14 protein-coding genes are annotated in these 26,473 nt (G+C 70.0%); 4 read left to right on the forward strand and 10 right to left on the reverse strand.

Going from position 1 to position 26,473, the window contains the following annotated elements:
• The 5 genes from ACZ3UD_RS33535 to ACZ3UD_RS33555 all read right to left on the reverse strand — a co-directional run.
• A partial coding sequence (locus ACZ3UD_RS33535) for an amino acid adenylation domain-containing protein (RefSeq protein WP_465596432.1) occupies window positions 1-14,293 on the reverse strand: 14,293 nt, incomplete at its 3' end.
• Between the two features lie 209 nt (window positions 14,294-14,502).
• Entirely contained in the window at window positions 14,503-14,784 is a 282-nt protein-coding gene (locus ACZ3UD_RS33540) for an acyl carrier protein (RefSeq protein ID WP_465596435.1), read from the reverse strand.
• A gap of 13 nt (window positions 14,785-14,797) precedes the next feature.
• Window positions 14,798-16,471, reverse strand: a complete 1,674-nt coding sequence (locus tag ACZ3UD_RS33545; RefSeq protein ID WP_465596438.1) for an acyl-CoA dehydrogenase — start codon at window positions 16,469-16,471, stop codon at window positions 14,798-14,800.
• Window positions 16,461-18,218 (reverse strand): acyl-CoA dehydrogenase family protein, encoded by a 1,758-nt coding sequence (locus ACZ3UD_RS33550; protein ID WP_465596441.1) that lies wholly within the window; start codon window positions 18,216-18,218, stop codon window positions 16,461-16,463. The genes ACZ3UD_RS33545 and ACZ3UD_RS33550 overlap by 11 nt, the downstream gene beginning before the upstream one ends.
• A complete protein-coding gene (locus ACZ3UD_RS33555; protein ID WP_465596444.1) occupies window positions 18,215-18,424 on the reverse strand; it encodes a hypothetical protein in 210 nt (69 codons plus the stop codon). Before ACZ3UD_RS33555 ends, ACZ3UD_RS33550 begins: the two co-directional genes overlap by 4 nt.
• A gap of 653 nt (window positions 18,425-19,077) precedes the next feature.
• Between ACZ3UD_RS33555 and ACZ3UD_RS33560 the strand changes: the two genes are divergently transcribed.
• The 3 genes from ACZ3UD_RS33560 to ACZ3UD_RS33570 all read left to right on the forward strand — a co-directional run bounded on the left by ACZ3UD_RS33560 (window position 19,078) and on the right by ACZ3UD_RS33570 (window position 20,733).
• A complete protein-coding gene (locus tag ACZ3UD_RS33560; protein ID WP_465596447.1) occupies window positions 19,078-19,413 on the forward strand; it encodes a MerR family transcriptional regulator in 336 nt (111 codons plus the stop codon).
• A 209-nt stretch (window positions 19,414-19,622) separates the two neighbouring features.
• Entirely contained in the window at window positions 19,623-19,970 is a 348-nt protein-coding gene (locus tag ACZ3UD_RS33565; RefSeq protein ID WP_465596547.1) for a peroxiredoxin, read from the forward strand.
• Between the two features lie 133 nt (window positions 19,971-20,103).
• On the forward strand, window positions 20,104-20,733 hold the full coding sequence (locus ACZ3UD_RS33570) for a class I SAM-dependent methyltransferase (RefSeq protein ID WP_465596450.1): 630 nt from the start codon (window positions 20,104-20,106) through the stop codon (window positions 20,731-20,733).
• Window positions 20,734-20,812: 79 nt separating this feature from the next.
• Here ACZ3UD_RS33570 and ACZ3UD_RS33575 read toward each other — a convergent pair whose 3' ends face one another.
• The 3 genes from ACZ3UD_RS33575 to ACZ3UD_RS33585 form a co-directional block, all read right to left on the reverse strand.
• On the reverse strand, window positions 20,813-21,694 hold the full coding sequence (locus ACZ3UD_RS33575; RefSeq protein ID WP_465596453.1) for a transcriptional regulator: 882 nt from the start codon (window positions 21,692-21,694) through the stop codon (window positions 20,813-20,815).
• A 342-nt stretch (window positions 21,695-22,036) separates the two neighbouring features.
• Window positions 22,037-22,357, reverse strand: a complete 321-nt coding sequence (locus ACZ3UD_RS33580; RefSeq protein ID WP_465596456.1) for a hypothetical protein — start codon at window positions 22,355-22,357, stop codon at window positions 22,037-22,039.
• Between the two features lie 644 nt (window positions 22,358-23,001).
• Window positions 23,002-23,193 (reverse strand): hypothetical protein, encoded by a 192-nt coding sequence (locus tag ACZ3UD_RS33585; RefSeq protein WP_465596459.1) that lies wholly within the window; start codon window positions 23,191-23,193, stop codon window positions 23,002-23,004.
• Window positions 23,194-24,480: 1,287 nt separating this feature from the next.
• On the opposite strand from ACZ3UD_RS33585, the gene ACZ3UD_RS33590 reads away from it, so the two are divergent.
• Window positions 24,481-25,284, forward strand: a complete 804-nt coding sequence (locus ACZ3UD_RS33590) for an alpha/beta fold hydrolase (protein WP_465596462.1) — start codon at window positions 24,481-24,483, stop codon at window positions 25,282-25,284.
• Between the two features lie 472 nt (window positions 25,285-25,756).
• On the opposite strand, the gene ACZ3UD_RS33595 is transcribed toward ACZ3UD_RS33590, so the two are convergent.
• Both ACZ3UD_RS33595 and ACZ3UD_RS33600 read right to left on the reverse strand, forming a co-directional pair.
• Window positions 25,757-25,936 (reverse strand): hypothetical protein, encoded by a 180-nt coding sequence (locus ACZ3UD_RS33595; RefSeq protein WP_465596465.1) that lies wholly within the window; start codon window positions 25,934-25,936, stop codon window positions 25,757-25,759.
• A complete protein-coding gene (locus tag ACZ3UD_RS33600) occupies window positions 25,930-26,310 on the reverse strand; it encodes a hypothetical protein (RefSeq protein WP_465596468.1) in 381 nt (126 codons plus the stop codon). Before ACZ3UD_RS33600 ends, ACZ3UD_RS33595 begins: the two co-directional genes overlap by 7 nt.
• Window positions 26,311-26,473 lie beyond the last annotated feature (163 nt).

Here is a 26,473-nt window from a genome sequence, read left to right on the forward strand (position 1 = left end):
ACCGCACAGGAGCAGCAACACCCGTGTCGTTCCACTCCTCCAGGAGCAGGCGACGCTCATCCGCGCCCATCACGTCCACAGCGCTCAACCGCGTCCGCTCCGGGGCATCCTCCAGGGCTGCGACCAGATTGCGCAGGCAGGTCTGCAACAGCGACCCCACCTGCTGCGGGTCGATCGAAGCCACCGCGTCGACAGTCAGGCCGAACCCCGTCTGATGGTCGTCGACGGCGATGCTCAGGGGGTAGTTGGTCAGGTCCCGCGTGGAGAGCATGCCGACGCCCTCGAAGTCGGAGTCGAAGTTCCGCGCGGCGGCCTGGATGTGCCGGTAGTTGAAGATCGAGGTGAACAGCGGGCTGCCGCCCGTCATCCCGCTCGCCTGCTGCGCCAGCGACAGCGGCGCGTGCTCGTGCACCAGCAGCCCCGCCAACTGGTGCCGCATCCCGGACAGCGCCCCGCTCACGCTCTGCGCGTCCAACCGCACGCGCACCGGCAGCGTGTTGAGGAACAGACCCGGCACCCGATCGGCACCCGCCCCGGAGTTCATCCGGCCGAACAGCACCGTGCCGAAGACCACGTCGTCACGGCCGCTGATCACTCCCAGCACCCGAGCCCACGCCAGGTGGAGGAGGGTGGCCGCACTGACGCCCTCGCGCCGCGCCAACTCACGAACCCGGTAGGACAGTTCATCGTCCACCAGAAGGCGTGCCTGACGGGTGGTACTGCCGTCGCCGTACGCGTCCAGCACACCGAAGGGCGCCGTCGTCTCGGTGACGTCGCCGAGCAGCTCGGCGAAGTACCGCTCGTGCTCCTCGCGCGGCGTACCGAGGCGGGCCTGGGCGACGAACTCGCGGAACGGCAGCGGCGCCGGCAACGCGTCGCCCCGACCGGAGATGAACGCCCGAAGCTCCCCGAACAGCACGTCCACCGAGGTGTGGTCCTGCACCAGGTGGTGGGTTCGCAGCAGTGCCAGCCAGCGGTCACCGCCGGGCTCCGCCGCGATGTGGACCGTCATCAGGGGCGCCCGGGTCAGATCCATCCGCGATCCGCCGATCGCCAGCAACTGCTCGACCGGGTCGGGGCCCTGCGGGTCCAGCACGACCTCCTGGACCGGCAGCTCCACCCGGCGCGACACCACCTGCACCGGCTCGCGCAACCCCTCCCACACGAACGCGGTGCGGTAGACGTCGTGCCGGTCGATCACCGCTCGCAGCGCGTCCAGGAACGCGTCCACCCGCTCCCGCGAGTCGAATCCCAGCACCGCCGGCCGCATGTAGACATCCGTCTCGGATGCCTGATCCGCCATCATGTGGTGGAAGAGCATGCCCTCCTGGAGCGGGGCCAGCGGGTAGACGTCCGCCACATTGGCCGCGCCGCCCTCGACCGTGGCCACGATCCGCTCGATCTCGGTGGCGTCCAACTCCACCAGCGGCAGCATCTCCGGCGTGATCTCCCGCGCGTCGGCGGGAATGGCGTTCGCCGGCACCACGACCCCCTCGGAGGCCTGTGCGGCTGCCAGCCCGGCCACCGTCGGCGTCTCGAAGAGCGCCCGCACCGCCACGGACACACCCCGCACTCGCAGACGTTCCACCAGGGCCACCGCGAGCAGCGAATGGCCGCCCAGCGTGAAGAAGTCGTCATCGACCCCGACCGCCGGCAAGCCGAGGACCTCGGCGAACGCCTCGCAGAGGATCTCCTCCCGCACACCGGCCGGCGCACGGCCCCCACCCGTCGTGTGCTCCGGAACGGGCAGGGCCTTGCGGTCCAGCTTGCCGTTGACCGTCACCGGCAGCGCGTCCAGCAGCACGACCGCCGACGGAACCATGTAGGACGGCACCCGCTCACCCGCGAACTCCCGCAACAGGGACACGAGTTCGTCCGACGGCGTGTCCGAGCCGGCCGGAACGGCGTACGCCACCAGGCGGATGTCACCCGGGACGTCCTCGCGAGCGACGACCGCGGCCTGGGCCACGGCAGGGTGGGCGGCCAAGACGGCCTGGACCTCGCCGGGCTCGATCCGGAAACCGCGGATCTTCACCTGCTCGTCCGCACGACCCAGATACACCAGCTGGCCATCGGCGCTCCAGCGGACCCGGTCACCCGTGCGGTACATCCTCCCGCCCTCGGCGAACGGGCAGGCCACGAACCGCTCCGCCGTCAGACCGGCACGCCCCACGTACCCGCGCGCCAACTGCACACCCGCCAGGTACAACTCACCCTCGACACCCACCGGCACCGGGGACAGTGAGGCGTCCAGCACGTACACCCGGGTATTGGCCACCGGTTCACCGATCGGCACCACCGCACCGTCGCTGACGGCACAGCGCGCCGCGGTCACGTCCACGGACGCCTCCGTGGGCCCGTACAGGTTGAACAGCGGTACACCGTCCAGCAGTTCGAGGAACCGGTCCCGCAACGGCGCCGGCAGCGCCTCACCACTGCAGAACACCGCCCGCAGCCCGGCACAGTCGGCAGCCGCCGGCTCACGCAGGAACGCCTCCAGCATCGACGGCACGAAGTGCGTCACCGTGATGTTCTCGCCCTGGATCAACTCGGCCAGGTAGGCGGGTTCCCGGTGCCCACCCGGACGGGCGAGCACCAGCGCCGCGCCCTGCACCAGCGGCCAGAAGAACTCCCAGACGCTGACGTCGAACCCGAACGGCGTCTTCTGCAGCACCCGATCCCCGACACCGATGGCCACGCCAGGGAGCTTCTGCATCCAGGCAAGCCGGTTCACGATCCCCGCATGCGGCACCGCAACGCCCTTCGGACGCCCGGTGGAGCCCGACGTGAAGATCACATACGCCGGATGCGCAGGCAGCACCCCCACCACGGGAGCCTGCGCCGACAGACCCGCCAACTCCGCAACCACCGCGGGATCGTCCACTGCAACCCGGGCCACGCCATCCGGCACCACCCCGGTCAGCGCGGTCGTGCTGAGCACGCACACCGGCCCGGCATCGGCGAGGACGGCCTCGATACGACCGGCCGGATACTCCGGATCCACCGGCAGATACGCGCCACCGGCCTTCAGCACCGCCAGCAGCGACACCACCAGCTCCACGCCGCGCTCCATCAGCACCGCGACCACCGACTCCGGGCCCACGCCACGCCCGATCAGCAACCGCGCCAACCGGTTCGCCCGCGCATCCAACTCCGCGTACGACAGCTCGACGCCCTCGAAGACCAGCGCCACCGCATTCGGGGTCCGCGCTACCTGCGCCGCGAACAACCCCGGCAACGTCGACGGCTCGACCTCGACCGCCGTGTCGTTCCACTTCTCCACCACCAGTCGGCGCTCATCCGCACCCAGCACGTCGAGCGCCGCGAACCGCGCCTGCGGATCCTCCTCCAATGCGGTCACGAGCTGGAGGAGGCAGGTGTGCAGCATCGTGCCCACCTGCTCCGCATCGGCCGGCGCCACCGCCTCGATGGTCAGGCTGAACCCGTTCCCGTCATCATCGACATTCGCGACCAGGGGGTAGTTGGTGCCCCCTTCGGCGGCAAGGATCCGCACTTCCTCCAACCCGGTACCCAGGCCCGCGCCGGGCTCCGTCGCACCGCCGCGGCCGTTGCGGTAGTTGAAGAGGGCGGTGAACAGCGGGCTGCCGCCGGCCACACCGCTCGCCTGCTGCGCGAGCACCAGCGGCGCGTGCTCGTGCACCAGCAGCTCGGCCAACTGCCGCCGCATGCCGGCCAGCGCCTCGCCCACCGCAACGGTGCCGACCCGCACCCGCACCGGAAGCGTGTTGAGGCACGGACCCTGGAGCCGGTCGGCACCCGCCCCGGCGTTCATCCGGCCGAACAGCACCGTGCCGAACACCACGTCCTCACGACCGCTCACCGCGGCCAGCACCCGCGCCCACGCCAGGTGGAACACCGTCGCCGGACTCACGGCCATCCGGCGCGCGATTGCCCGCAGTCGAAGCGTGAGCTCAGCCTCCACCGAGGAACGCGCCGATACTGCGGTCGCGCCGTCTCCGTGCACGTCCAGCAGGCCGAACGGTGCGGTGGTCTCGGTGACGTCGCCCAGCAGCCCGGCGAAGTACCGCTCATGCTCCTCGCGCGGCACACCGAGGCGGGCCTGGACGACGAAGTCGCGGAACGGCAGCCCCTTGGACAGCGACTCACCCCGCCCGGTCAAGAAGGCACGCACCTCCCCCAGCAGCGCCTCCGTCGTTGTGTCATCCCGCACCAGGTGGTGGACACGCAGCAGGGCCAGCCAGCCGTCGCCATCCGGTTCGGCGGCGATGTGCACGTCCATCAGCGGGGCACGGTCCAGCTCCATCCAGGCGCCGCCGACGGACAGCAACTGCTCCGCCGCGTCCGCACCCTGCGGGTCCAGCACGACTTCCCGGACCGGCAGTTCGGCGTGTCGGGCCACGACCTGGACCGGCTCGCGCAGACCCTCCCACACGATCGCCGTGCGGTACACGTCGTGCCGGTCGATCACCCGCTGCAGCGCCTTCAGGAACGAGTCGAGCCGCATGCGGGAGTCGAACCCGAGCACCGTCGGCCCGGCATACACATCCCGCTCACCCTCACGCCCGGCCTTCATCAAGTGGTGGAAGAGGATCCCCTCCTGGATCGGGGCCAGCGGGTAGACGTCCGCGACGTTCGCAGCACCACCGGGCACCTTCGCCACGATCGACTCGAGCTCGGCCTCGGTCAGCTCCACCAGCGGCAGCATCTCCGGGGTGATCTGCGTGGCGTCCTCGGGGATGAGGTTCGCCGGCACCACCACCTGCTCCGAACCCGCCTCGACCGCCAAGCCCGCCGGGGTCGACGTCTGGAACAACGCCTTCACCGACACCGAGACCCCACGCACCCGCAACATCTCCACCAACGACACCGCCAGCAGCGAATGCCCGCCCAACGCGAAGAAGTCGTCATCGACGCCGACGCTCTCCAGCCCGAGGACCTCGGCGAACGCCTCGCACAGGATCTCCTCCTGCACCGATGCCGGCCCACGACTCGACACCCCACCCGCCGCCGCGAAGTCCGGCGTGGGCAGCGCCTTGCGGTCCAGCTTCCCGTTGCCCGTCAGCGGCAGGGCGTCCAACACCACCACCGCGGAGGGCACCATGTGCTCCGGCAACCGGGCAGCGACGAAGGTCCGCACCCCGTCCGCGAGCGTGTCGTCCACATCATCCGGGTCGTCCGCGACCACATAGGCGACCAGGCGCTTGTCCCCCGGGGTGTCCTCGCGGGCGATCACGGCCGCCTGGGCGATCAGCGGGTGAGCCGTCAGGGCACTGGCCACCTCACCCGGCTCGATCCGGAAACCACGGATCTTCACCTGCTCGTCCGCACGGCCCAGGAACACGATCTCGCCATCACCCGACCACTTCGCGCGGTCACCCGTGCGGTACATCCGTCCGCCGCCTTCGGCCGGGGGGACCTCCATGCCGCTGCCGAACGGGCACGCCACGAACCGCTCCGCGGTCAGGCCAGGACGGCGCACATAGCCGCGCGCCAGCTGCGCACCCGCCACATACAACTCGCCCTCCACACCCACCGGCACCGGGTTGAGACGCTCGTCCAGCACGTAGAAGCGGGTGTTGGCCACCGGCGAACCCACCGGCACCACCCCACCCGGCGTCAGACGGGTGGTCGCCACGCCGATCGTGGTTTCCGTCGGACCGTAATGGTTGAACACCCGCCGCTCGCCTGCGGCGGCCAGGAGTTCATCGACCCACCCCGGCGAGGCGGCCTCACCACCCAGCACCACCGATCGGCCCGGCAGCACCCGCTCCAAACCACCTACCGCACCCAGCGCCGCCAGGTGCGAGGGCACCACCTTCAAGAAGTCGATCCCGTGCTCGGCCAGGTAGTCGCCCACCAGGCGCGGATCGGTGACCGCCTCCTCGTCCAGGACATGCAGCTCACCACCCGACAGCAGGCTCGCGAACAGCACCGTGTTCCCCAGGTCGGTCGCCTGCGCCTGCAACAGCGCATACTTCCCACCCTCGAAACCGATCCGGGCCGGCACCGAGGAGACGTAGTTCGCCAGGCCCCCATGCGTAACGGCCACGCCCTTCGGACGACCCGTCGAACCGGAGGTGTAGATCACGTACGCCAGCGACCGCGGATCCACCGCCACGCCGGGCGAGGTGGTCGGCGCCGCCGCCAACTGCATCGCCGTCAACGTGCCATCCACCGCAACCAGACGCACACCCACCGACGGCAGGTCCTCCAGCACCTCATCGGTGGTCAACACCAACTGCGCCCGCGAATCCTTCACCGTGAACGCGACCCGCTCGGCCGGCTGGGACACGTCCACCGGCAGATACCCGGCCCCCGCCTTCCACACCGCCAGAATCCCCGCGATCATCTCCACACCGCGCGGCAACGCCAACCCCACCACCGACTCCGGACCAACACCCTGGCTGACCAGATAGTGGGCAAGGCGGTTCGCCCGCGCATCCAACTCCGCATACGACACCGACACGCCACCGGACACCACGGCCACCGCCTCCGGCGTCCGCGCCACCTGCGCCTCGAACACCTGCGGAACCATCAACCCGGATCCGGCCGCAGCGGTGTCGTTCCACTCCGACAGCACCCGGCGACGCTCATCCGCACCCAGCACGTCCACCGCGTCGACCCGGGTCTGCGGGTCATCGGCCATCGCCGTCAGCACCCGCACCAGAGAGCCCGCGACCCGACCCGCGACACCCTCATCGAACAGATCCGCCGCCGCCGTCAGCATGCCCCGGATCCCCGCCGGCGCGCCCTGCGCACCGAACACCTCACCCACGATCACATCAAGGTCGAACTTCGCCATCGCCCGACCCAACAACAACGGTTCAGCCACCAGGCCGGGCAGGTCAAGCGCACCGCCATCCGCTACCAAGCCGGTGTTCTGAAGGGTCAGGACGACCTGGAACAGCGGGTGCCGAGCCAGCGAACGCGCCGGCGCCAACTCCTCCACCAGCTTCTCGAACGGCACATCCTGGTTCTCCAGCGCGCTCAACCCCGCCTCGCGCACCCGCCCGAGAACCTCCTCGAACGTCGGATCTCCCGACAGATCCGTCCGCACGACAACCGTGTTGACGAAGCACCCGACCAGATCGTTCAACGCCTCATCCGTACGCCCGGCGATCGCCGACCCGATCGGGATGTCGGCCCCGGCACCCAGCCGGCTGAGCGTCACCGCAACAGCCGCCTGCAGCACCATGAACATGGTCACCCCACGCTCACGCGCCAACTCCACCAAACGTCCGTGCAGTTCGGCCGGAACATCCAACTCCACGGTGTGGGCACGGTGCGACGCAACCGCCGGACGCGGCCGATCGAACGGCAGCGGCAGCTCCTCCGGAGCCCCCGCCAACGCCCCACGCCAGTACTCCACCTGCCGCGACAGCACACTTGTCGAATCCCGCTCGTCGCCCAGCAACTCCCGCTGCCACAGAGCGAAATCCGCATACTGCACCGGCAGCGACTCCCACACCGGGGCCGCGCCATCCAACCGCGCCGCATACGCCGCCGACAGATCCCGCACCAGCGGAGCACTCGACCAGCCGTCCATGGCGATGTGGTGCGACAGCAGCACCAGCACATGCTCGACCGAACTCACCGCGAACAGCGTCGCCCGCAACGGAATCTCGGACGAGAAGTCGAACGCATACCGGCCCGCCTCAGCCAGTGCGTCCTCCAGCCCCTCCGACGCCACCTCGACCACCGAGAGCTCGAACCCGCACTCCTCCACACCGAGAACCCGCTGGTACGGCTCACCATCGACTGCCGGGAACACCGTCCGCAGCACCTCGTGCCGCCCGATGACATCCCGCAGCGCCCCCGCGAGGGCCTCCCGGTTCACCTCCCCGGACAAGCGCAAAGCCATCGGAGTGTTGTAGGTCGCGCTTGCGCCCTCCAACTCACCGAGGAACCACAAACGGCGCTGCGCGAACGACAACCGCACCCGCTCCGGACGCTCCATCGCACGCAGTGCCAACCGGCCCTCACGGGCCTGCCCAAGCCGTCCCGCCAGACTCGCCGGCGTCGGCGCCTCGAACAGCTCACGGACCGCCAACTCCACACCCAGCACCGAACGGATCCGACTCAGCAGCCGCATCGCCAGCAACGAGTGTCCACCCAGCGCGAAGAAGTCGTCATCCACCCCCACCGCCGACAGACCCAGAATCTGCGCGAACGCCTGGCACAGAAGCTCCTCCTGCACCGTCGCCGGCGCCCGACCCGCACCCGCCGCATACTCCGGTGCGGGCAGGGCCTTGCGGTCCACCTTGCCGTTCACCGTCAGCGGCAGCTCCTCCAGCACCACCACAGCCGACGGAGCCATGTACGCCGGCAGCCGCTCAGCAACGAACTCACGGACGGATGAGGTGAGTTCGGCACTGTCGCCGTCCGCGATGACGTACGCCACCAGGCGCTTGTCACCCGGCACGTCCTCACGGACCATCACCACGGCCTGCTCCAGGCCCGGGTGTGCGGCCAGGACGGCCTGCACCTCACCAGGCTCGATCCGGAAACCGCGGATCTTCACCTGCTCATCCGCACGCCCCGCGAACACCAACTCGCCGTCGCCCGACCACTTCGCGCGGTCACCGGTGCGGTACAGCCGCCCGCCCGGCACCCCGAACGGCGAGGCCACGAACCGCTCGGCTGTCAGTCCAGGACGGCCCAGGTACCCCCGCGCCAACTGCCCACCCGCGACATACATCTCACCCGTCACACCCACCGGCACCGGCCGCAGGAACTCGTCCAGCACGAAGACACCCAGACCCGGGATTCCGCGCCCGATCACGCTGTCCAGCCCAGCCTCACCCGAGGCCAGCTCGCGGAAAGTGACATGCACCGTCGTCTCGGTGATGCCGTACATGTTCACCAGCCGCGGACCACCATCACCATGACGCCGCCACCAGCCGTCCAGGCGGCCCGGATCCAGCGCCTCGCCACCGAACACCACCGCACGCAGCGACGCCCCCGCCCCGGGCCGCTGCTCCTCCACAGCCGCCAACTGGTAGAACGCCGACGGGGTCTGGCTCAGCACCGTCACCCGCTCGCGCTCGATCAGCGCCAGGAACTCCTGCGGCGAGCGCGACACCCCGTACGGGACGACCACCACCCGGCCGCCGTGCAGCAGCGCACCCCACAACTCCCACACCGAGAAGTCGAACGCAAACGAGTGGAAGCACGACCACACGTCATCCGCCCCGAACCCGCCGAACAGCGGCCCGGTCTGCGCGAACAACCCGGTCACACTGCCATGCGTCACCACCACACCCTTGGGCCGGCCCGTCGACCCGGACGTGTAGATCACATACGCCGGATGTCCCGGCGACACCACACACTCCACCGTCCCGCCGTCGAGCGCCGCCAACTCCCCCACCAGCGACGGCTCGTCCAACGCCGCCACCTCGACACCGAACCCACCCAGCCGACCAGCCAGTTCAGCCGAGGTCAGCACCAGACGCGCACCCGCATCACCCAGCGTGTACTCGATCCGGTCATCCGGATACGCCGGATCGATCGGCAGATACGCACCCCCCGCCTTCACCACCGCCAGCAGCGACACCACCAGCTCCACGCCGCGCTCCATCAGCACCGCGACCACCGACTCCGGGCCCACACCACGCCCGATCAGCAACCGCGCCAACCGGTTCGCCCGCGCATCCAACTCCGCGTACGACAGCTCGACGCCCTCGAAGACCAGCGCCACCGCATCCGGCGTCCGCGCCACCTGCGCCGCGAACAACCCCGGCAACGTCGACGGCTCGACCTCGACCGCCGCATCGTTCCACTCCTCCAGGAGCAGGCGGCGCTCAGCCGGATCGAGCAGGTCGATCCGCCCGATCCGCAGCTGCAGATCCTCCACCACCGTCTCCAGGACCTGGAGCAGCCAGCCCGCGATCCGCCGCACGGTCTGCGCATCGAACAGGTCCGCCGCCGCCAGGAGCACACCCCGCAAGCCGGCCGGCGCACCGTCGGCGTCGAACGTCTCGCTCAGGTTCAGGTCCAGGTCGAACTTGCCGAGCACCAGACCGGTCGACACCCGTTCGGCACGCAGACCGGGCAGCTCCAGCCGTGCCGACCCCGTGTTCTGCAGGGTGAGCATGACCTGGAACAGCGGGTGGCGTGCCATCGACCGGGCCGGCGCCAGCTCCTCGACCAGCCTCTCGAACGGCACGTCCTGGTGCGCGAACGCCCCAAGACTGGCCTCCCGGACCCGCTCCAGCACCTCGTCGAAGGTCGGGTCACCGGACAGGTCGGTCCGCACCACCAAGGTATTGACGAAGAACCCGACCAGGTCGTTCAGTGCCTCGTCGGTGCGCCCGGCGACCGGCGACCCGATCGGGATGTCCGCGCCCGCACCGATCCGGTTCAGGGTGACCGCCAACGCCGCCTGCAGCACCATGAACAGGGTCACCCCCCGCTCCCGCGCCACCTCCAGCATCCGCGCATGCAGCTCGGCCGGGGCATCCAGCAGCGCCTCGTGCCCACGGTACGAGGCGACCGCCGGGCGCCGGCGATCGGTCGGCAGCTCCAACTCCTCCGGTGCCCCCGCCAACGCCTCCCGCCAGTACGCCACCTGCCCGGACAGCACGCTGTCCGGGTCCTGCTCGTCGCCGAGCAACTCCCGCTGCCACAACGCGTAGTCCGCGTACTGCACCGGCAACGGCTCCCACACCGGCGCCGCACCGCCCAGCCGTGCCGCGTACGCCACCGAGACATCCCGCAGCATCGGGCCCGTCGACCAACCATCACCCGCGATGTGGTGCATCAGCACCACCAGCACATGCTCCTGCGGCGCCACCGCGAAGACCGTCGCCCGCAGCGGGATCTCCGCCGACAGGTCGAACGCGTGACCTGAGGCCTCGGCCACCGCACCGTCCAGCTCTTGCGGCGTCACCTCGACCACCGCAAGTTCGAACCCGCACGCCTCCACCGGCAGGACACACTGATACGGCTCACCGTCCACCGCCGGCAGGACCGTGCGCAGTACCTCGTGCCGCCCGATCACGTCCTCGAACGCGGCCGCCAGTGCCTGCTGGTCCAACTCTCCGCTCAGTCGCAGCGCCACCGAGGCGTTGTAGGTGACGCTCGGACCCTCCAGCTGCCCCAGGAACCACAGGCGGCGCTGCGCGAACGACAGCGGCACCCGCTCCGGCCGCTCCGCCGGCACCAGCGCCGCACGCCCTTCGGTGACCGCCGATTCGGCCAGCCAGGCCGCGACCCCGGCCGGCGACGGCACCTCGAAGAACACCTGGATCGGCAACTCGACGTTCAGGACCGTCCGGATCCGGCTGATCAGCCGGATCGCCAGCAGCGAGTGGCCGCCCAGAGCGAAGAAGTCGTCGTCGACGCCGACCCTCGCCACCCCCAGCACCTGCGCGAACACACCGCAGAGGATCTCCTCGTGCACCGTCGCCGGACCGCGGCCGACGGCCTTGGCGGTGGCGGACAGATAGTCCGGAGCAGGCAGTCCGGCGCGGTTCAGCTTGCCGTTGGCCGTCAACGGCAGCGCGTCCAGCACCACCACCGCGGAGGGCACCAGGTACCCCGGCAGCCGCTCGGCCAGGAACACGAACACGAGCTCGCTCAGTCGCGTGGCGTCAGCCGTCTGCGCGGCGGCGGCGGGAACGACGTAGGCGACCAGGCGCTTGTCGCCCGGGACGTCCTCGCGGACGATGACGGCGGCCTGTGCCACCGACTCGTTCGCGGCCAGCACCTCTTGCACCTCACCCGGCTCCACGCGGAAGCCGCGCACCTTCACCTGCTCGTCCGTACGGCCCAGGTGCACCAGTTCGCCGTCGGTGGTCCACCGCACCAGGTCGCCCGTCGCGTACATCCGCTCGCCGGCCGGGCCGAACGGGCAGGCCACGAACCGCTGCGCGGTCAGGCCCGAGCGCCCCACATACCCGCGCGCCACCTGCGGACCGGCCACGTACAACTCACCCGCCGCACCGACCGGAACGGGGCTCAGCGACCCGTCCAGCACGTAGGCACGGGTGTTGGCCACCGGCACCCCGAGCGGCACCACGCCCGCGGCAACCGACTTCCGGTCGAGTCGGCCGGCTACCACGCCGATGGTCGTCTCAGTGGGCCCGTAGTGGTTGAACACACCACGGTCACCGGCCACTTCGAGCAGTCCGGCGACCAGCGTCGGCGACGCCGCCTCGCCGCCCAGCACCAGCGCCCCGGCCGGCATCAGGGCGGCCAGGCCGGCTGCCGCGCCCAGCGCCGCCAGGTGCGAGGGCACCACCTTCACGAAGTCGATGCGGTTCTCCGCCAGGTACTGGGCCACGGCTGACGGATCGGTCACCGCGCCCTCCTGCAGGATGTGCAGTTCACCGCCGGTCGTCAGGCTCGCGAACACCACGGTGTTACCGAGGTCCGTCACCGTGGGCTGCAGCAGCGCATACCTACCGCCCGGCGTACCGAAGCCGACGTGTCCTGGCACCGAGGCCACGTAGTTCGCGAGCCCGCGGTGCGTCACAGCCACGCCCTTGGGCTTGCCGGTCGAGCCGGAGGTGTAGATCACATAGGCCAACTGGTCTGCCATCACGTCGAGTTCTGGCGCAACGGCGGGTCGTGCGACCAGCTCGGCCAGCACCGTCGGGTCATCCAGGGCGATCGAGCGCACACCCTGGGCTGCCAGCTCCCCGATCAGCGCCGCTTCGCCCAGCACATGCCCGGCCCCGCTGTCGGTCAGCAGCTCGCCGAGCCGCTGCGCCGGGTACCCCGGGTCCAGCGGCAGGTACGCCGCCCCCGCCTTCCACACCGCCAGGATCGCCTCGATCGCCTGCAGGCCGCGTGGCAGGCACAGACCCACCAGCGACTGCGCGCCGACTCCCTGGGCGAGGAGGTGGTGCGCCAACCGATTGGCTCGCGCGTCCAGTTCGGCGTAGCTCACCGCCGCGCCGTCGGCCACCACGGCAACCGCCTGCGGCGTCGCGGCCACCTGGGCCGCGAACCGCTGCGGTACCGGCAGGGCCTCGCCGGGTACCACGGTGTCGTTCCAGGTCTCCAGCACCCGCCGTCGCTCAGCCGGGTCGAGCAGGTCGACGGTGCTGACGCAGGCGGTGGCCGGAGCACTGCTGAGCCAGTCCAGCACGGCCAGGAACCGGCGACTCACCGACGACGCCGCTTCGGCGTCGTAGTACTCGCGGTTCATCTCGATGAGGGTCTGCACACCGCCCTCGGCCGCGTCACCGAGCACATCGATCTTCATGCCTTCGGCAGGCCCGCTTGCCAGGCCGGTCCGGGTGATCGCGCAGTCGCCGAAACCGATCCGGCGGTCGGCCACCATGACGTCGACGATCATGTCGTACAGCGGGGTGCCGCCGACCCGCTTCAGGTCCCTGAGCAGGTCCGGGTACTGGTAGCGCTGGTGACGCAGACCGCTCTGGACCGCTCGCTGCGTCTGCCGGGCGAGCTCCTCGACGGACATGCCCGGACGGACCCTGAGCCTGATCGGCATGATGTTCGCGGTCATGCCGGGGATGCCCACCTCACGCATGCTCGTGCGGCCGCTGGCCGACACTCCGAGCACGACGTCCCGCGCCCCGGTGGACCGGTGCTGGTAGACGGCCGACGCGGCGATCACCAGACCGGCGAAGCTGACCCGAAGCCGCTTCGCGGTAGCCCGCAGCCGAGCGGTCGCGTCGACTCCGAGATCCTGCTGGTGGGTCACCGACCGGCCGGCGAGACGCCGCCCCTGCGGCCCCTCGGACGCCGTCTCCTCCTCGTGATCCGAGAACGCCTCCAGCCAGAACCGCCGGTCCCGGTCACGCTCCTGCGAATCCCGGTAGGCCTCGTCGGTCTCGATCAGCTCCGACACCGACCGCAAAGCGCTCTCGGCCGGATCCCCACCCGCCCGAAGCACCCCGTACACCTGGGACAGCCGCTCAGCGAACTGCGACAGACCATTACCGTCGAGAACGATGTGGTGAGCACGCTGGTACCACAGGAAGCGATCCGACCCGAGCACGAAGAACGCATGTCCCGACAGCGCCCCACCCACCAGCTCCACCGGCGTGTCCAGATCAGCCTGGATCCACTCCTGCGCCACCGCACGCGGATCAGCCTCGCCCCGCAGATCCGCCACGTGGACCGGAACCTCCCCGGCCTCCCCCAGAAACTGCCGCGGCGTCCCGCCCTCCACACACAGGCGCAGACGGAAAGCCTCCGCCTCCTGCACCGTGCGGCGCAGCGCACGCACGAAGAGATCCGCGTCGAGTTCGCCGTGGATCTCCGTGCAGTCACCGATGTTGTACGCCGGATTGTCAGGCGCGAGCTGCTGCGCGTACCAGACCCCCAGCTGGCCGGACATCAGATCCCACGGACCCTGTGCGGAGGCACCCATTTCTCGTATCCCTCAATCGATCGACGCACTCTGGAAGAACAAAGGCAGGAGACGCTGAACCACGGCACCGGGACCGCGCGAATCCCCCGAACCGACCCAGGACCCCGTCGGACCCCACCGCCGGCAGACAAACGTGCACTAAGAGCCCTGCGGGCCTTGAAGGCCCGGAAGGCCCGTCAGGCCGACGGCAGTTCGGCCACCAGGCCGGCCAGGTGAATGGTCAGAGCCGCGACCGTGTCGACGTCCCACACCAGGGTCGGCTCGACGGTCACACCCAACTTGTCCTCGATGTCCCCGCACAACGCGAAGGCGTACACCGACTCCAACCCGTACTCGGCGAGCGAGACACCCGGATCGATCTCCCCCACCGGCGTCTCCAGGTAATAGGACACCCGCTCCATCAACCACCGCTCGATGTCCTCACCGGACACCCGCTCACCCACTACCTGATCAGTCATCGAACTCCCTCTCTCATCCATAAACATGACGTGCGGACAGGTCGAAGAGCCGCCCGTCCTGGAAGCGCTCGACAGCGATGTCGAACAGCGCCTGCTCGGCACTCGCGCGCTCGTCCGGAGTGAGCACCGGGGCGCCACCGAGGCGTCCGGAGAGCCGGTCGAGGATCCCGAGGAGCGCCGCCTCCTGCTGACGGTCATCGCTGCGCCAGACCGCGAGCGCGGCGGCGGCGGCGAGCAGCACCGTGTACCGGTCGGCCACCGCGTAGGCCTCCGGAGAGGCCCCGATCGTGAGGTCCGAGGGAGCCAGTGCGGCGCACTGGTCGCGCAGCGCGAGCACCTCGTCCCTGAAGCGCACCGCGAACCGACCGACCGGGCTCCCGGCCGACTCGCGCTCGGCGGTCTCGGCCAGCACGCCGATCAGCCCGTCACCGGACAGCATGCCGACGGCGAGCCGGTCGAAGTCCAGCGGCGGCAGATCCGCGCCGAGGTCGAACAGCTGCTGAGCGGCGGCCGGGTCGGCCAGCCAGGACTTCCGAGCCAGCCGGGGCAGTTGCGGCAGGATCAGCACCAGGCAGGCGGAGCGCGAGATGTGGGCGAAGGTGGCCGGAGCGGCGTCCCTGACGAGCTTCTGGAACATCGCGTAGGAGCCCTCGCGGACGTAGCCCTGGGCGCCCATGACCGCACGCAGATCCTCGAAGGCGTCCAGTACGATCCGTGACGTCAGGTACTTCATCGCCGGTGCGTAGAGCAGCGTGGCCTCCGGGGCCAGGTGCAGCGCCCGGAGTCCGACGCCGCCGAAGGCGTCTACGGCCAGCAGGTCGGCGTAGGCGCGTGCGAGGGCGGCGCGCACATAGGGCAGGTCGGCGGCGAAGCCACCGTAGAGGCGCCGCTCGTGCACGCACTCCATCGCCAGACGCAGCGCGGTGTCCAACGGCCCGACGAGGATGGCTGGGAGCACCACTCGGCTGAGCTGGTAGGCGCGCAGGGCGTTCTCGATGCCCTGGCCGGGTCGGCCGAGCATTGCGTCGCCGGGGATCGGGCAGTCGGAGAACCGCAGTCCGCCGAGTTGCACTCCGTTCATTCCGGAGCTGGGGAACCGCGGCAGATCCAGCACGCGGTCGGCCGGCAACTCGGCCCGGGTGACGAAGAACTGGCTGTGGCTGCGGCTGCCGGCGGCCTCGCTGGTCCGGGCGAAGAGCACCATGGCCTCGGCACGGCGCAGATTGGTGACGATCTCCTTGCGCCCGGTCAGCAGCCAGCCGTCCTCGCTCGGAGAGGCGGCGCACTCGGCGTGCGCGAAGTCGTTGCCGTGGTCGAGCTCGTGGAAGGCGGCCGCGATCCGGCCGCCCCCCAGCAGGATCTCGGCTGCCTTCGTGCGCTGCTCGTGCGTGCCGGCGGACCAGATGTTGACCGATCCGAGCAGGGAGCTGAAGCCGTAGCCGAGGCCGAGGCAGGGGTCGCGTCGCCACAGCGCTCGCTGTACTTCGGCAAGCCGGTCGGCCCGCACCAGCCGGCCACCGTACGCGGCGGGCACGAACTCGGCGTTCATGCCGTAGGCGTCCAGCAGGCGTTCGCCCTCGGCGAGCATCTCGTGCCGCTCATCGGCGGCGAGGATGGCGGCGTAGCCGACCGGGTTGTCCGCATCCCGTGGGTTGCCGAACAGTGCGTCCAGTTTCTCAGCGCTCACGCGAGTCCTTCCCCAGCTGAAACGATCGCGGCGCCGGCGCCCCGAACGGGGTGACGGGGGCACCGGTGGTCGCGGCGTCGACGATGAGACGGGCCAGCGCGCCGTCGAGCCGGTCGTCGCCGGGCGCGGCATCCGGCAGCGGCACCCGCAGTACCGCGGCGAGCCTGGCCAGCAGGGCGCGCAGCGCCGCCCGCACCCAGAGGCCGTCCTGCCACAGCGGCTCCGCCGCGTGCTCGGATTCACCCGCGGCCCACAGGTGCAGGCAGGCCGCACCCGCGTAGCAGAGTTCATAGGCGGCGGCCAGCTCGTAGGCGGCCATGGCGGGACGGGCGGCGGGCGCCACCTCGGCCATCCGGCCGTGCAAGTACTCGGCCATGGCGCGCAGTGCGACGGCCTGGTCGGCGAGGCCGGTGGGAGCGGGCCGGCTGCCGATCGACTCGACGAGTGCGGGCAGTGCTTGCACGACCGAGCATCCCTGCCGGGACACCATGGTCAGTGCGCCGCGGTCGACGGGTCGGACCGGGGCGCCGACCGACACGGCTTCGGCCAGTCCGCCCGCATCGACGGTGCCGCCGGCGAAGCCACGGACCAACTTGGGGAACTGCTGCACCAGGGCGGCGCGGTTCACCGGGGTACTGCCGTCGAACACCGCCACGACCTGGTGGTCGCGCCACACCTTCTGGAACGCGCCGTACTCGTAGACGTCGGAGAGGAAGGAACGTGCGCCGAGCAGTTCGGCGAGCTCCCCGAGCGTGTCGTCGACCAGGGTGGGCGCGAGTGCCTTGGCGACCGCCGAGGTCACGCTCATCTCCGCAGTGAGGCTGTGGATCGAACGGCCGGCGACCATCGAGGTCGCTTCGGCAGCCGTCAGCAGCGCAGCGCTGCGGGCCAGGACCGAGGCGGGGAAGGGCCGTTCGGCCAGCGGGCGCTTCTGGATGACGCGCGCCGCGGTGAACCGGGCGGCCAGTCGCAGCGCGTGCTCACCGGCGCCGAGGGAGAGTGCGGTGCACATCGTCCGGGTGAACTGGAGCGCGAGCAGCACCGTCTCCAGGCCGCTTCCCTCCGGTCCGATCAATGCGTCGGCCGGCAGCAGCGCACCGTCGAACTCGATGCCGGAGATGTCGATCCCGCGGATGCCGTGCGTCAGTACCTTCGGCAGCGTCCGCCAAGTACCGGGCCGCAGCACCGACTTGTCGACGAGGAAGAGGCTCTGGCCACGCCCGGAGCCGTCCCGGCCGGTGCGCGCGAGCAGAGTGAGGTGGCTCGACCGGGTGGCGTTGTTGATCGGCCACTTCACGCCGTCGACGCGGTAGCCGTCAGGCTCCGCCGTGGCGGTGACGGAACCGCTCAACAGGTCGGCGCCGTGCTCCGGTTCGGACAGCGCCCACGCCACCGGGAAACCTGACAGCACCGCGTCGGCGGTGGCCCGGGCCTGCTCCGGGCTTCCGGCGATCCACACCGGGGCCACGCCCAGGTACGTCTTGGCGTGGGCCGTCACTGCACTGATGTCACGGCGAGCGGCGGTGCGCCAGAGCCGGATCAGTTCCTCGTGGTCGGACAACGCGCCGCCCCACTCGGTCGGCACGTAGTGGGCCGGCAGGCCGAACCCATCGAGGCGGGAACAGAAGTCCGCGGGAAACTGCTCGTTCTCATCGAGTTCCACGGACCGGCGAGCCGTCTCGTCGAGCATGCCCAGGGCTTCGTCGAGGGCCGCCTCGATCCCGGCGCCCGTGCGGGTGGCGGTCACGTGAGGTCTCCCGCCGCCAGGCGCCGCACCCTGGGGTCCAGTTCGCGCGACGGGGTGAGCCGCACCGGCTCCGTGAAGCTGAGGCTCTCGTTGTCTTCCTCGGCAGTGCCACGGGAGACGGTGAGAGCGGCTTTCTCCGGGTGACGCGCGATCCGCGCGTCGAAGGCAGCGCCCAGGCTATGGTAGCCGCCGAGATCGAAATCCATGCTGTTCCCCTAGGCTGCTGCTCCGTCAGTCACTGTTGTTCCGGGGGTGCGGCGCACCGTTCCGACTCCTACCTCAGCCGAGATGCGGCCGCCTCGCGTCGCCGTCCAGGCCGGACTACTCGCGACGCGCATCATCGGCATCGGTTGCGTCGGCATTAAGGATCATGGCGAGGCCGCCGACCACTATGCCCCAACCCTCGTCGCTCGGTAAGTGGCAAAGTGCACGCTGGCCCTGAACACCCAGCTGGTGCAGGGTGCTGGAATGCAAGGGTGTGCGGTCCCGGACGAGTGCGCGCGGGTGTCCAACTGCCGCACACCATCGGTTGAACATCCGGTCGCCGGCGAGCGGGACCGCATCGCTCGAGCCGATGCCAAGCCATCACTCGTGAACAACCCTGCTTTGACGGACCGTTGCTATCGAATCCGTGGGTGACCGCCCGACTCGGAGGTGCTCTTCGAAGCTCAGGCTCGACCGTCCGGCATGAACGGTCTAGTCTGTTCCATCTTTCTGACAACGCCTTGCGGCTGTCGCATGACTGGTCGACCGGGGCATCAATCGGTCAACTCTTCTGCACGAGAGCCTCCTTGAGGGAACGGGTTTAGCCTGGATAGGCTGATTCATCCCACTTGTGTGGCGACGTCACCGTCGTTCAATGGCGCTCTGCCAACAGGATGTAGAGGCCGGTCTCGCGGTACTCGCTAACCTGCCGCACCTCGGTCCGCCTCCCATGGCTCTTGAACAGCTCGTCGACGACGGCGAGTTGTCCGCCCGTGCCGACCGAGCTCCGCCGACCGGGCCAATCGGGCTCGGTGACGTACGCGTCGTACGTGAGTTGCGCGCCTCGCGCGAGTTGGGGATTCCGGCGGAGCGGACCCGGCCGTTCCTCGAATGCCTGGCCTCCGGGGCCGCGGCGGTGGACGACTGCCCGTCCTCGATGGCCGAGTACCGCACGGCGATCGACGAACTCATCGTGCGAATTGAGGGTTGACCACTCGGCGGGCCCAGCTGACCGCTCGCCTCAACACGGCCGCCTACCGCGGTCGAACGGTTGCCGGGCCGCCCGCTGCCGGCGATCACACTGACGGCCACCAGCGGCGACCGGGTGCCGCTGGACGGGCTGGGCGCCGGCCAGTCGGTCTCTACCTCTACCCGTTGAGCGGCCGCCCGGACGTGAACCTGCCGTAGGGTTGGGAGAGCATCCCGGGCGCTCGCGGCTGCACCGCCGAGGCGTGCGGCTTCCGCGACCACCACCGCGAACTCGTCGACGCCGGCGCCACGACCGTGTACGGCCTGTCCTGCCAGGACACCGCCTACCAGCACGAGGTGGTCAAGCGGTTGCGGCCGCCGTTCGCGCTGCTCTCCGATCCCTGCCTGGAGCTGGCGGCCGCCCTCGGCCTGCCGACCTTCGAGGCCGGCGGGACGCAGCTGTACTCGCGGCTCACGCTGATCGTCCACGACGGCATGATCGAGCACGTGTTCCACCCGATCGACGAGCCCGGTGAACACGCCGGGCAGGTACTGGCATGGCTGAAGGCAACCACATGACCCAGCGGACGGCAGCGCGGGTGACGCGGACTACGACACGGTCGGCGGATCCTACTCCGCCTACCGGCAGCCCGAACCGCAGATCGCCACGCTGATCGAGGGGGCTCTCGCTAGCGCCCGCACCATCGTCAGCGTGGGCGCCGGGGCAAGCTCCTACGAGTTGACGGCCTTCGACGTAACCCCGGTGGAGCTGTCGGCCTCGATGCGCGCCCAGCGGCCCGCGCACCTCCCCGAAGCGGTCGACGCGGTCGCCGAGAGCCTCCCGTTCGCGGACAACACCTTCGACGCCGCGATGACCACGTTCAGCGTGCACCAGTGGAGCGACCTGAAAGCCGGGCTACGGGAGATGCGCCGATTCGCCCGCGGCCCGGTCGTCGCCCTCACCTGCGACCCCGACCTGGTCCGCGACTTCTGGCTGTACGAGTACGCGCCGCTGGTGCTCGACATCGAAGCACCCCGATATCCGGCGATCCGCGACATCACCGAAGCCCTGGGCGGCCGCACCGAGGTCACCACGGTGCCGATCCCCACGGACTGCGCCGACGGCTTCAACGAGGCGTACTACGCCCACCCGGCGCTCCTCCTCGACCCGGCTGCCCTGCAGTCCTGCTCGGCATGGAGCTTCGCCGAGCCGGAGCTGGCGCAGCAGTGCACCGAGCGGCTCCGACAGGACCTTGCCTCCGGCAGCTGGGACGAGCGGCACGGCCACCTGCGGCAACAGCCCTACCTCAACGGGTCGCTCGTCCTGATCCGCGCCGCATGACAGCAGCGCCCCATCGGCTGCCCTGCCGGTCTGTGCCGGGCCCGCGTGCGACCGCCACGACGGGCCCGGCACTACTCGGTCAGCCGGTCGCGGCCTGGTCCACCGCGCGAACCCGCTCGTCCAGTTGCTGCGCGAACTCCAGCCAGGTCTCGGCGCACTGCCGGGCAAGGTCCACCACCAGGGCGCCGCAGTGCGTGGGCACGACCTCAGTGAGCTCGGACCATTCCTTGGCCCCCATCGCGTTCTGCTGCAGCAGGCGCAGCAGTTGGCGGCCTTCCTCCTTGTGGCGCAGCGACGGGTCGCGCAGTAGTTTCTCCAGCACCATGGCCGGGTCGGACCGCATCAGCCGCATATGCTGGGCCGCGGTCGCTTGGGTCCGCTGGGCCGGGAGCACCACGCCCATGGCGCCGTCGCCCGCCTGCTCGGTGGCCGACGCCTCCCCGGCCGCCAGCCGGCGCCGGACATCGCTGACCGTCGCCGGGGAGAGCCCGGCCAGCCTGGCGACCTCGCGCAGCGAGGCCTCCGGGCGCTCGGCCAGCAGCTCCGCGGCCCGACGGCGCCCTTCCAGGCTGTTCAGCGGACGGACCTTGCCGTCCCGACCGACCCTCACCTGCAACTGCGGTCCATCCGCGGTCTCAGCCACCCGGCGGCGAATCGCCGCCACCGCCTTGGCACCCAGCCCCGCGGTCCGCGCGATCGCCCGGTCGGAAAGGTGCGGGTGCGAGGTCACGATCCGCTCGGCTGCTGCCCGCCGGTCGGCCAGGGAGAGTGGCAGACCATGGGCGACATTCGCCTCGACCGCCTTCAGGAAGGCATCCGCACTGCTGCCGTCGAAGAACTCAACCTCGATGGCCAGTTGGCCTTTGGAAACCGCGGCCAGCAGCCGGTGGGCCCCGTCGATCACACGCATGGTGTTCCGCTCGACCAGGATCGGCGGAAGCGGGCCGTCCAGCTCCGCCAACCTGGCGATGTGCTCCTCGTCCCAGCCGTCGGTGCGCGGTGACTCTCCCAACTGCAACACGGCGGCCGGCACCACAACGGTCGATTTTAGGTCTCTAACAGTCCGCCTCACGTGCTCCCCCTGATTGTTATCGGCTCCGAGCTGGGCCCAGGCGCGTGTCGATACTCCACAGGGGCGTCCCGGCGAGGCGCCTACCAGTCCCGAAGGCTCGCTCCGCGAATCACCGCAAAGGTTCGAAGCCGGCCCTCAAGGACAGGTCCCAGCCAAATTCCAGTGCTTCGATCATGACTTCCGCCCCATGAACTGTCGAGGGGTCACAACCAGTGAGCTGTGTACGGCTCGTCAATTGACTTGAATCTCCCACTGAATGACCATCATTCCTTCACCCAGCCCGTGGCCCCCTTCCGTGACACCAGTCCGCGCCGGCGCGGGCAATGGACCCACCCATGGCGTTTTGAGCAACGCGACTACACCCTGAATGGTGTAACGAACGACACACTGATGGAGCATCAGCCGTCTTATCCGATCGAGTGTCCTCTGCGAATCGTTCCGCCCGTTCCCTGCGGCACCCTTGGCGAGTTCGTCCTCCAGCTCGGTGAACTCCGCCTCGCTCAGCAAGCGCTGCACCGATCTGGCGTGCACTCGCAGTCGCCTGGCGATCACCGCATTCTCCTCTCCCCGGGCGAACCCCTCGGCCGCCGTCCTTCGTATCTACCCCCGGAATACCCGCCGCCCTTCGCTCAGGCCTCCTCCCTGCACATACCTCACAGACAGGAGGTATAGCGCTCGAAACGGTTGAAGGCACACATTCAGCGACATCACGCGTTCAACGCGACCTGCAGAAGGCGGGGTGCCCGCCGATTCCCGAGCGCATCCGACCCAGCGAAGCACGGTAGGCGTTTCGGTCAAGTACTCTGAGTCACAGGGAAGTTCTTTTGATCTCTGATTGTGTGGTGCAACATGAAAGGGTGCGGGGTCATGGCGTCACCGCGCCGAGCACAGTGGCGAGGACTACGCCTTCCTTCACGTGAATGACACGGAGGGTCCCGGGTCGCAACTGCTCGCCGACTTGCGGGGTGGGAGTAGAACCGCCCCAGCGTGCGAATCGCGACCTGGCGCAACACGACCCCACCCGCGAACACCGTCACCGGGACCAGCAGCAGCGGCGACCAGGTCCACTGACTGGCCGGCTTGCCTCAGGTGCATCACCAGCCAGGTGCCGGTCGGGAGCACGGCGATGGCGAACAACAGCCGCGGTGCCCGCGCCGCCCAGGACGAGCCTGCCTCCACCGTCGGTTCCACCGTGCTCACTTGGCCGCGCTCCGCTTCAGGTACCTGGCGCGGCTGGGGGTGTGGACGACGATCTCGCACCGTCCGTGCCACTCGCCGCTCTCCGCGCCCACCACCTCGCACCCGTACGCCGCACACCGGCCGCACGCCGGTGCGAACTCCCATCCCAGTTCCAGGGGCACCGCCGTCGGCAGGTCCGCGTTCTGCATGAAATCAGCACGCAACAGAACTGACGTTCATCGGCCTGGTCATGTGCCTGGTTCAGCATCAAAACGGTTACTCCCGAGCGGCAACGCCGGGAACGGCCCTCACGTGCTGTTCAGCGGCGGCTGCTCACTCGGCGAACGCCGCCGACTCCACCGAGCGGACCGCTCATCCAGCTTCTGCGCGAACTCCCGCCAGCTCTCGGCACACTGGCAAGCGAGACCACCACCAGCGCGCCGCAGTGCGGTGGGACGGCTGCCATCGGCTCGACCGCCCCTCGGCACCGATCACGTTCTGCCCCAGCAGACAGAGCAGCAGCCCCTCATCCTTGAGACGCAGCGGCGGGTCGCGCGCAGCAGCGTCACCAGCACGGATACCGGGTCCGGCTGTACCAGCCGGGGCCGCCGCCCGCCACGCTGCTTGGGAGCCCGACCGGCGTCAGGGCCTCGCAGTTCGAGCCGGCCCCATCGGGGCTGCTCTCGGTATCCACCGCGGGCGCACCGAGCTGATGCCGCTTGCGCACGTCGCTGACCGTCGCTGCCGAGACCACGGCGAGCCGGGCGATCTCACGCAACGTGGCCTGCGGGCGCTCGGCGATGGGTTCCGCGGCCCCTGCCGACTCGCTCCGCTGTTGAGCGGGCGCACCTTGCCATCCCGGCCGACTCGTGCGTTCAACTGCGGCACCGCCTCAGCTGAACATCGCGGACCGGCCGCGACGGCCTTCGCCCCCAACCCCGCGGTCTACGCGATCGCCCCGTCCGACATATGCGGGTGGGACTCGACTATCCGGCTCGCCTGGTCCGACGGCTTCGTCTGCCGTCTCTCCTGCTTCACCTTCATCGCCCTTACCATCTACGCTCAGGCGCGGCTGGCCCGGCGGGCGTGAGCGCCGCCACGGCGAGCGCGATGCTGCTGGTCGCCGTCGTCGCCGGAGTGACCGGCTGAGCCGTCCTTCCGGTCCTGGCCTGGCCTGGTCTGGATCGCGGAAACCTCGGTGGGCTGGTCACCGCCACCGCCGTCGGCCTGCACATCCACCGACCCACCCCGGCTTTCCTGCTGGCCACCGCCCTCACCCTGATCGGCCTGCCGGTCAGGGTGACACTCCGTCAGGGCATCGCCACGGCACCACTCGACGCCGGACTCCCCACGGCCGGCGACGAATGGCTCCTGAACGGCCTTGCCGACAACCTGGTTTGATGACCAGCGCGCCGCGGTGCCAAGGTGGGTGTAGCGGAGCCGTATCGGCGGGCCTCCTCCACCTCGATTCCCTCTCCCTCAGGAGTCCCAACGCCATGCCCCAGGTGAGCACCAACGGCATCCGCCTCTCGTACCAGCGCTCGGGCCAGGGTGAACCCGTCCTGTTCATCATGGGTTCGGGGGCCGCGGGCCGTGTCTGGACGATGCACCAGACTCCGGCCGTCATCCAGGCCGGCTACCAGGCGGTCGTCTTCGACAACCGGGGCATCGGCGGCTCGGACGCACCGGAGGGCAAGTACTCGCTGGCCGACATGGTGGCTGACACCAAGGGGCTGATCGAGGCGCTGGACCTCGGCCCGTGCCGGATCGTCGGGTACTCCATGGGCGCCATGATCGCCCAGGAACTGGCCATCGAGGCACCTCATCTGGTGCGCTCGGCGGTCCTGATGGCGACCAGGGCCCGGTCTGACGCGATGCGCCGGGCGATGCTGGAGAGCGACCAGCTGATGCGGGAGAATCGCGTCCAACTGCCGCCCAAGTACGAGGCGGTCCGCACCGTCCTGGAGATGCTCTCCCCCGCCTCGCTGAACGACGACGACGCCATCCGCTCCTGGCTGGATATCTTCGAACTGACCGGCAGCGGCAGCAACACCGCCGACGGCCAGGCTTGGGTCACCCAGACCGGCGACCGACGCAAGGCGCTGCGCGCGATCACGGTGCCGTGCCGCGCGATCAGTTTCGCCGACGACCTGATCTGCCCGCCCCACCTGGTCTCGGAGGTGGCCGACGCCATCCCCGGCTGCGACTTCGTCAAGATCCCCGATGCCGGACACCTGGGGCACCTGGAGCGACCGGAGGCGGTCAACGCCGCGATCACCGAGTTCCTCGGCAAGTACTGACGGGCACCCCTGACAACACGGAGACCTCGCATGAGCCTGCTCGCCCGCCTGGCCGTCGACCCGGGCGCCCATGCCGGGCGCTGGAGCAGCGAACACCATTAAGATATCTGGGAGTTGACGGCAACCTACGGTGCCGTGCTGGTACGCGGACTGTCGCTGCCCAACCGGGCCGCGGCGGTCCGCGCGGTCATCGGCGACGGCATGGCCGAGCGCGAGGGCTTCGCCCCGCGCGACTGCCACGCACTGGCCCGCCGACCAACCGCAGGCCTGCCTCGGTCAGCATCACGATGCGCACCAGGTCGATGGTGCTGGTGTGATCCAGCTCCTGGCGGATCAACGGGGCCGGGCTCGCTGTAGACGACCCGACGGGTGCGCGGGCCCAGGGCGGCGGTGAGGAGTCCGGTGATCGTCATGAGGCGCTCCCGGCGGTCGTGGTGCCGGCGAAGCGGGTGATGGTGCCGGGGACGTCGTCTTAGCCGCGGCGGTCCCAGGCGAACCTGGTCCAGGTCCCCTCGGCCTTGTCGGGCGCCTCGACCGGCAACGGCTCGGTGGGCCGCTCGGCCGGGGTCAGCAGCAGGCCCTGCTCAGCCAGCCAGGCGCCGTCGTGGACCGAGGCCAGGTAGCGGTAGCCCTCGTCCGGGAGCATCACCATGCAGGTGCGGTCCGGGTTGTGCTCGGCCCACCACTTGGCGACCAGGTAGGCGGCGCCGCTGGCGGGGCCTTGGAAGAGGGCGTGCCGGGCATGCAGTTCGCGGGTGGCCTCGGTGTCGGAGCACCAGTGGCCTCGTCGAAGACGGTGTAGTCGAGGTTGGCGGGCCACAGGCTATTACCGATGCCGCGCAGCTGCCGCGGCCCGTCGGGCTGGCCGAGCAGCAGGCTGCGGTGGCTGTCCACACCGATCGCCCGGGTCTGCGGGGTGTGCTCGCGCAGTGCCCGGCTGGTGCCGCGCATCGAGCCGCCAGAGCCGACCGGACCGACCAAGCAGTCCATGGTGCCGAGTTGGTCGGCGAGCAGCTCGGCGATCACCGGTAGGAGGCCGGGTTGTCCGGATTGCTGTACTGCTCGGGGCAGAAGCTGTCCGGCAGTCGGACCGGATCTCGGCCAGCCGGCGTAGCCGGGCCTCCTGGAAGTCGCCGACCTCGGCCGGCTCGGGGCAAATCTCCACCTCGGCACCGAGGTCGGTCAGCCG

It is taken from the genome of Kitasatospora sp. NPDC023118, from assembly GCF_055560875.1.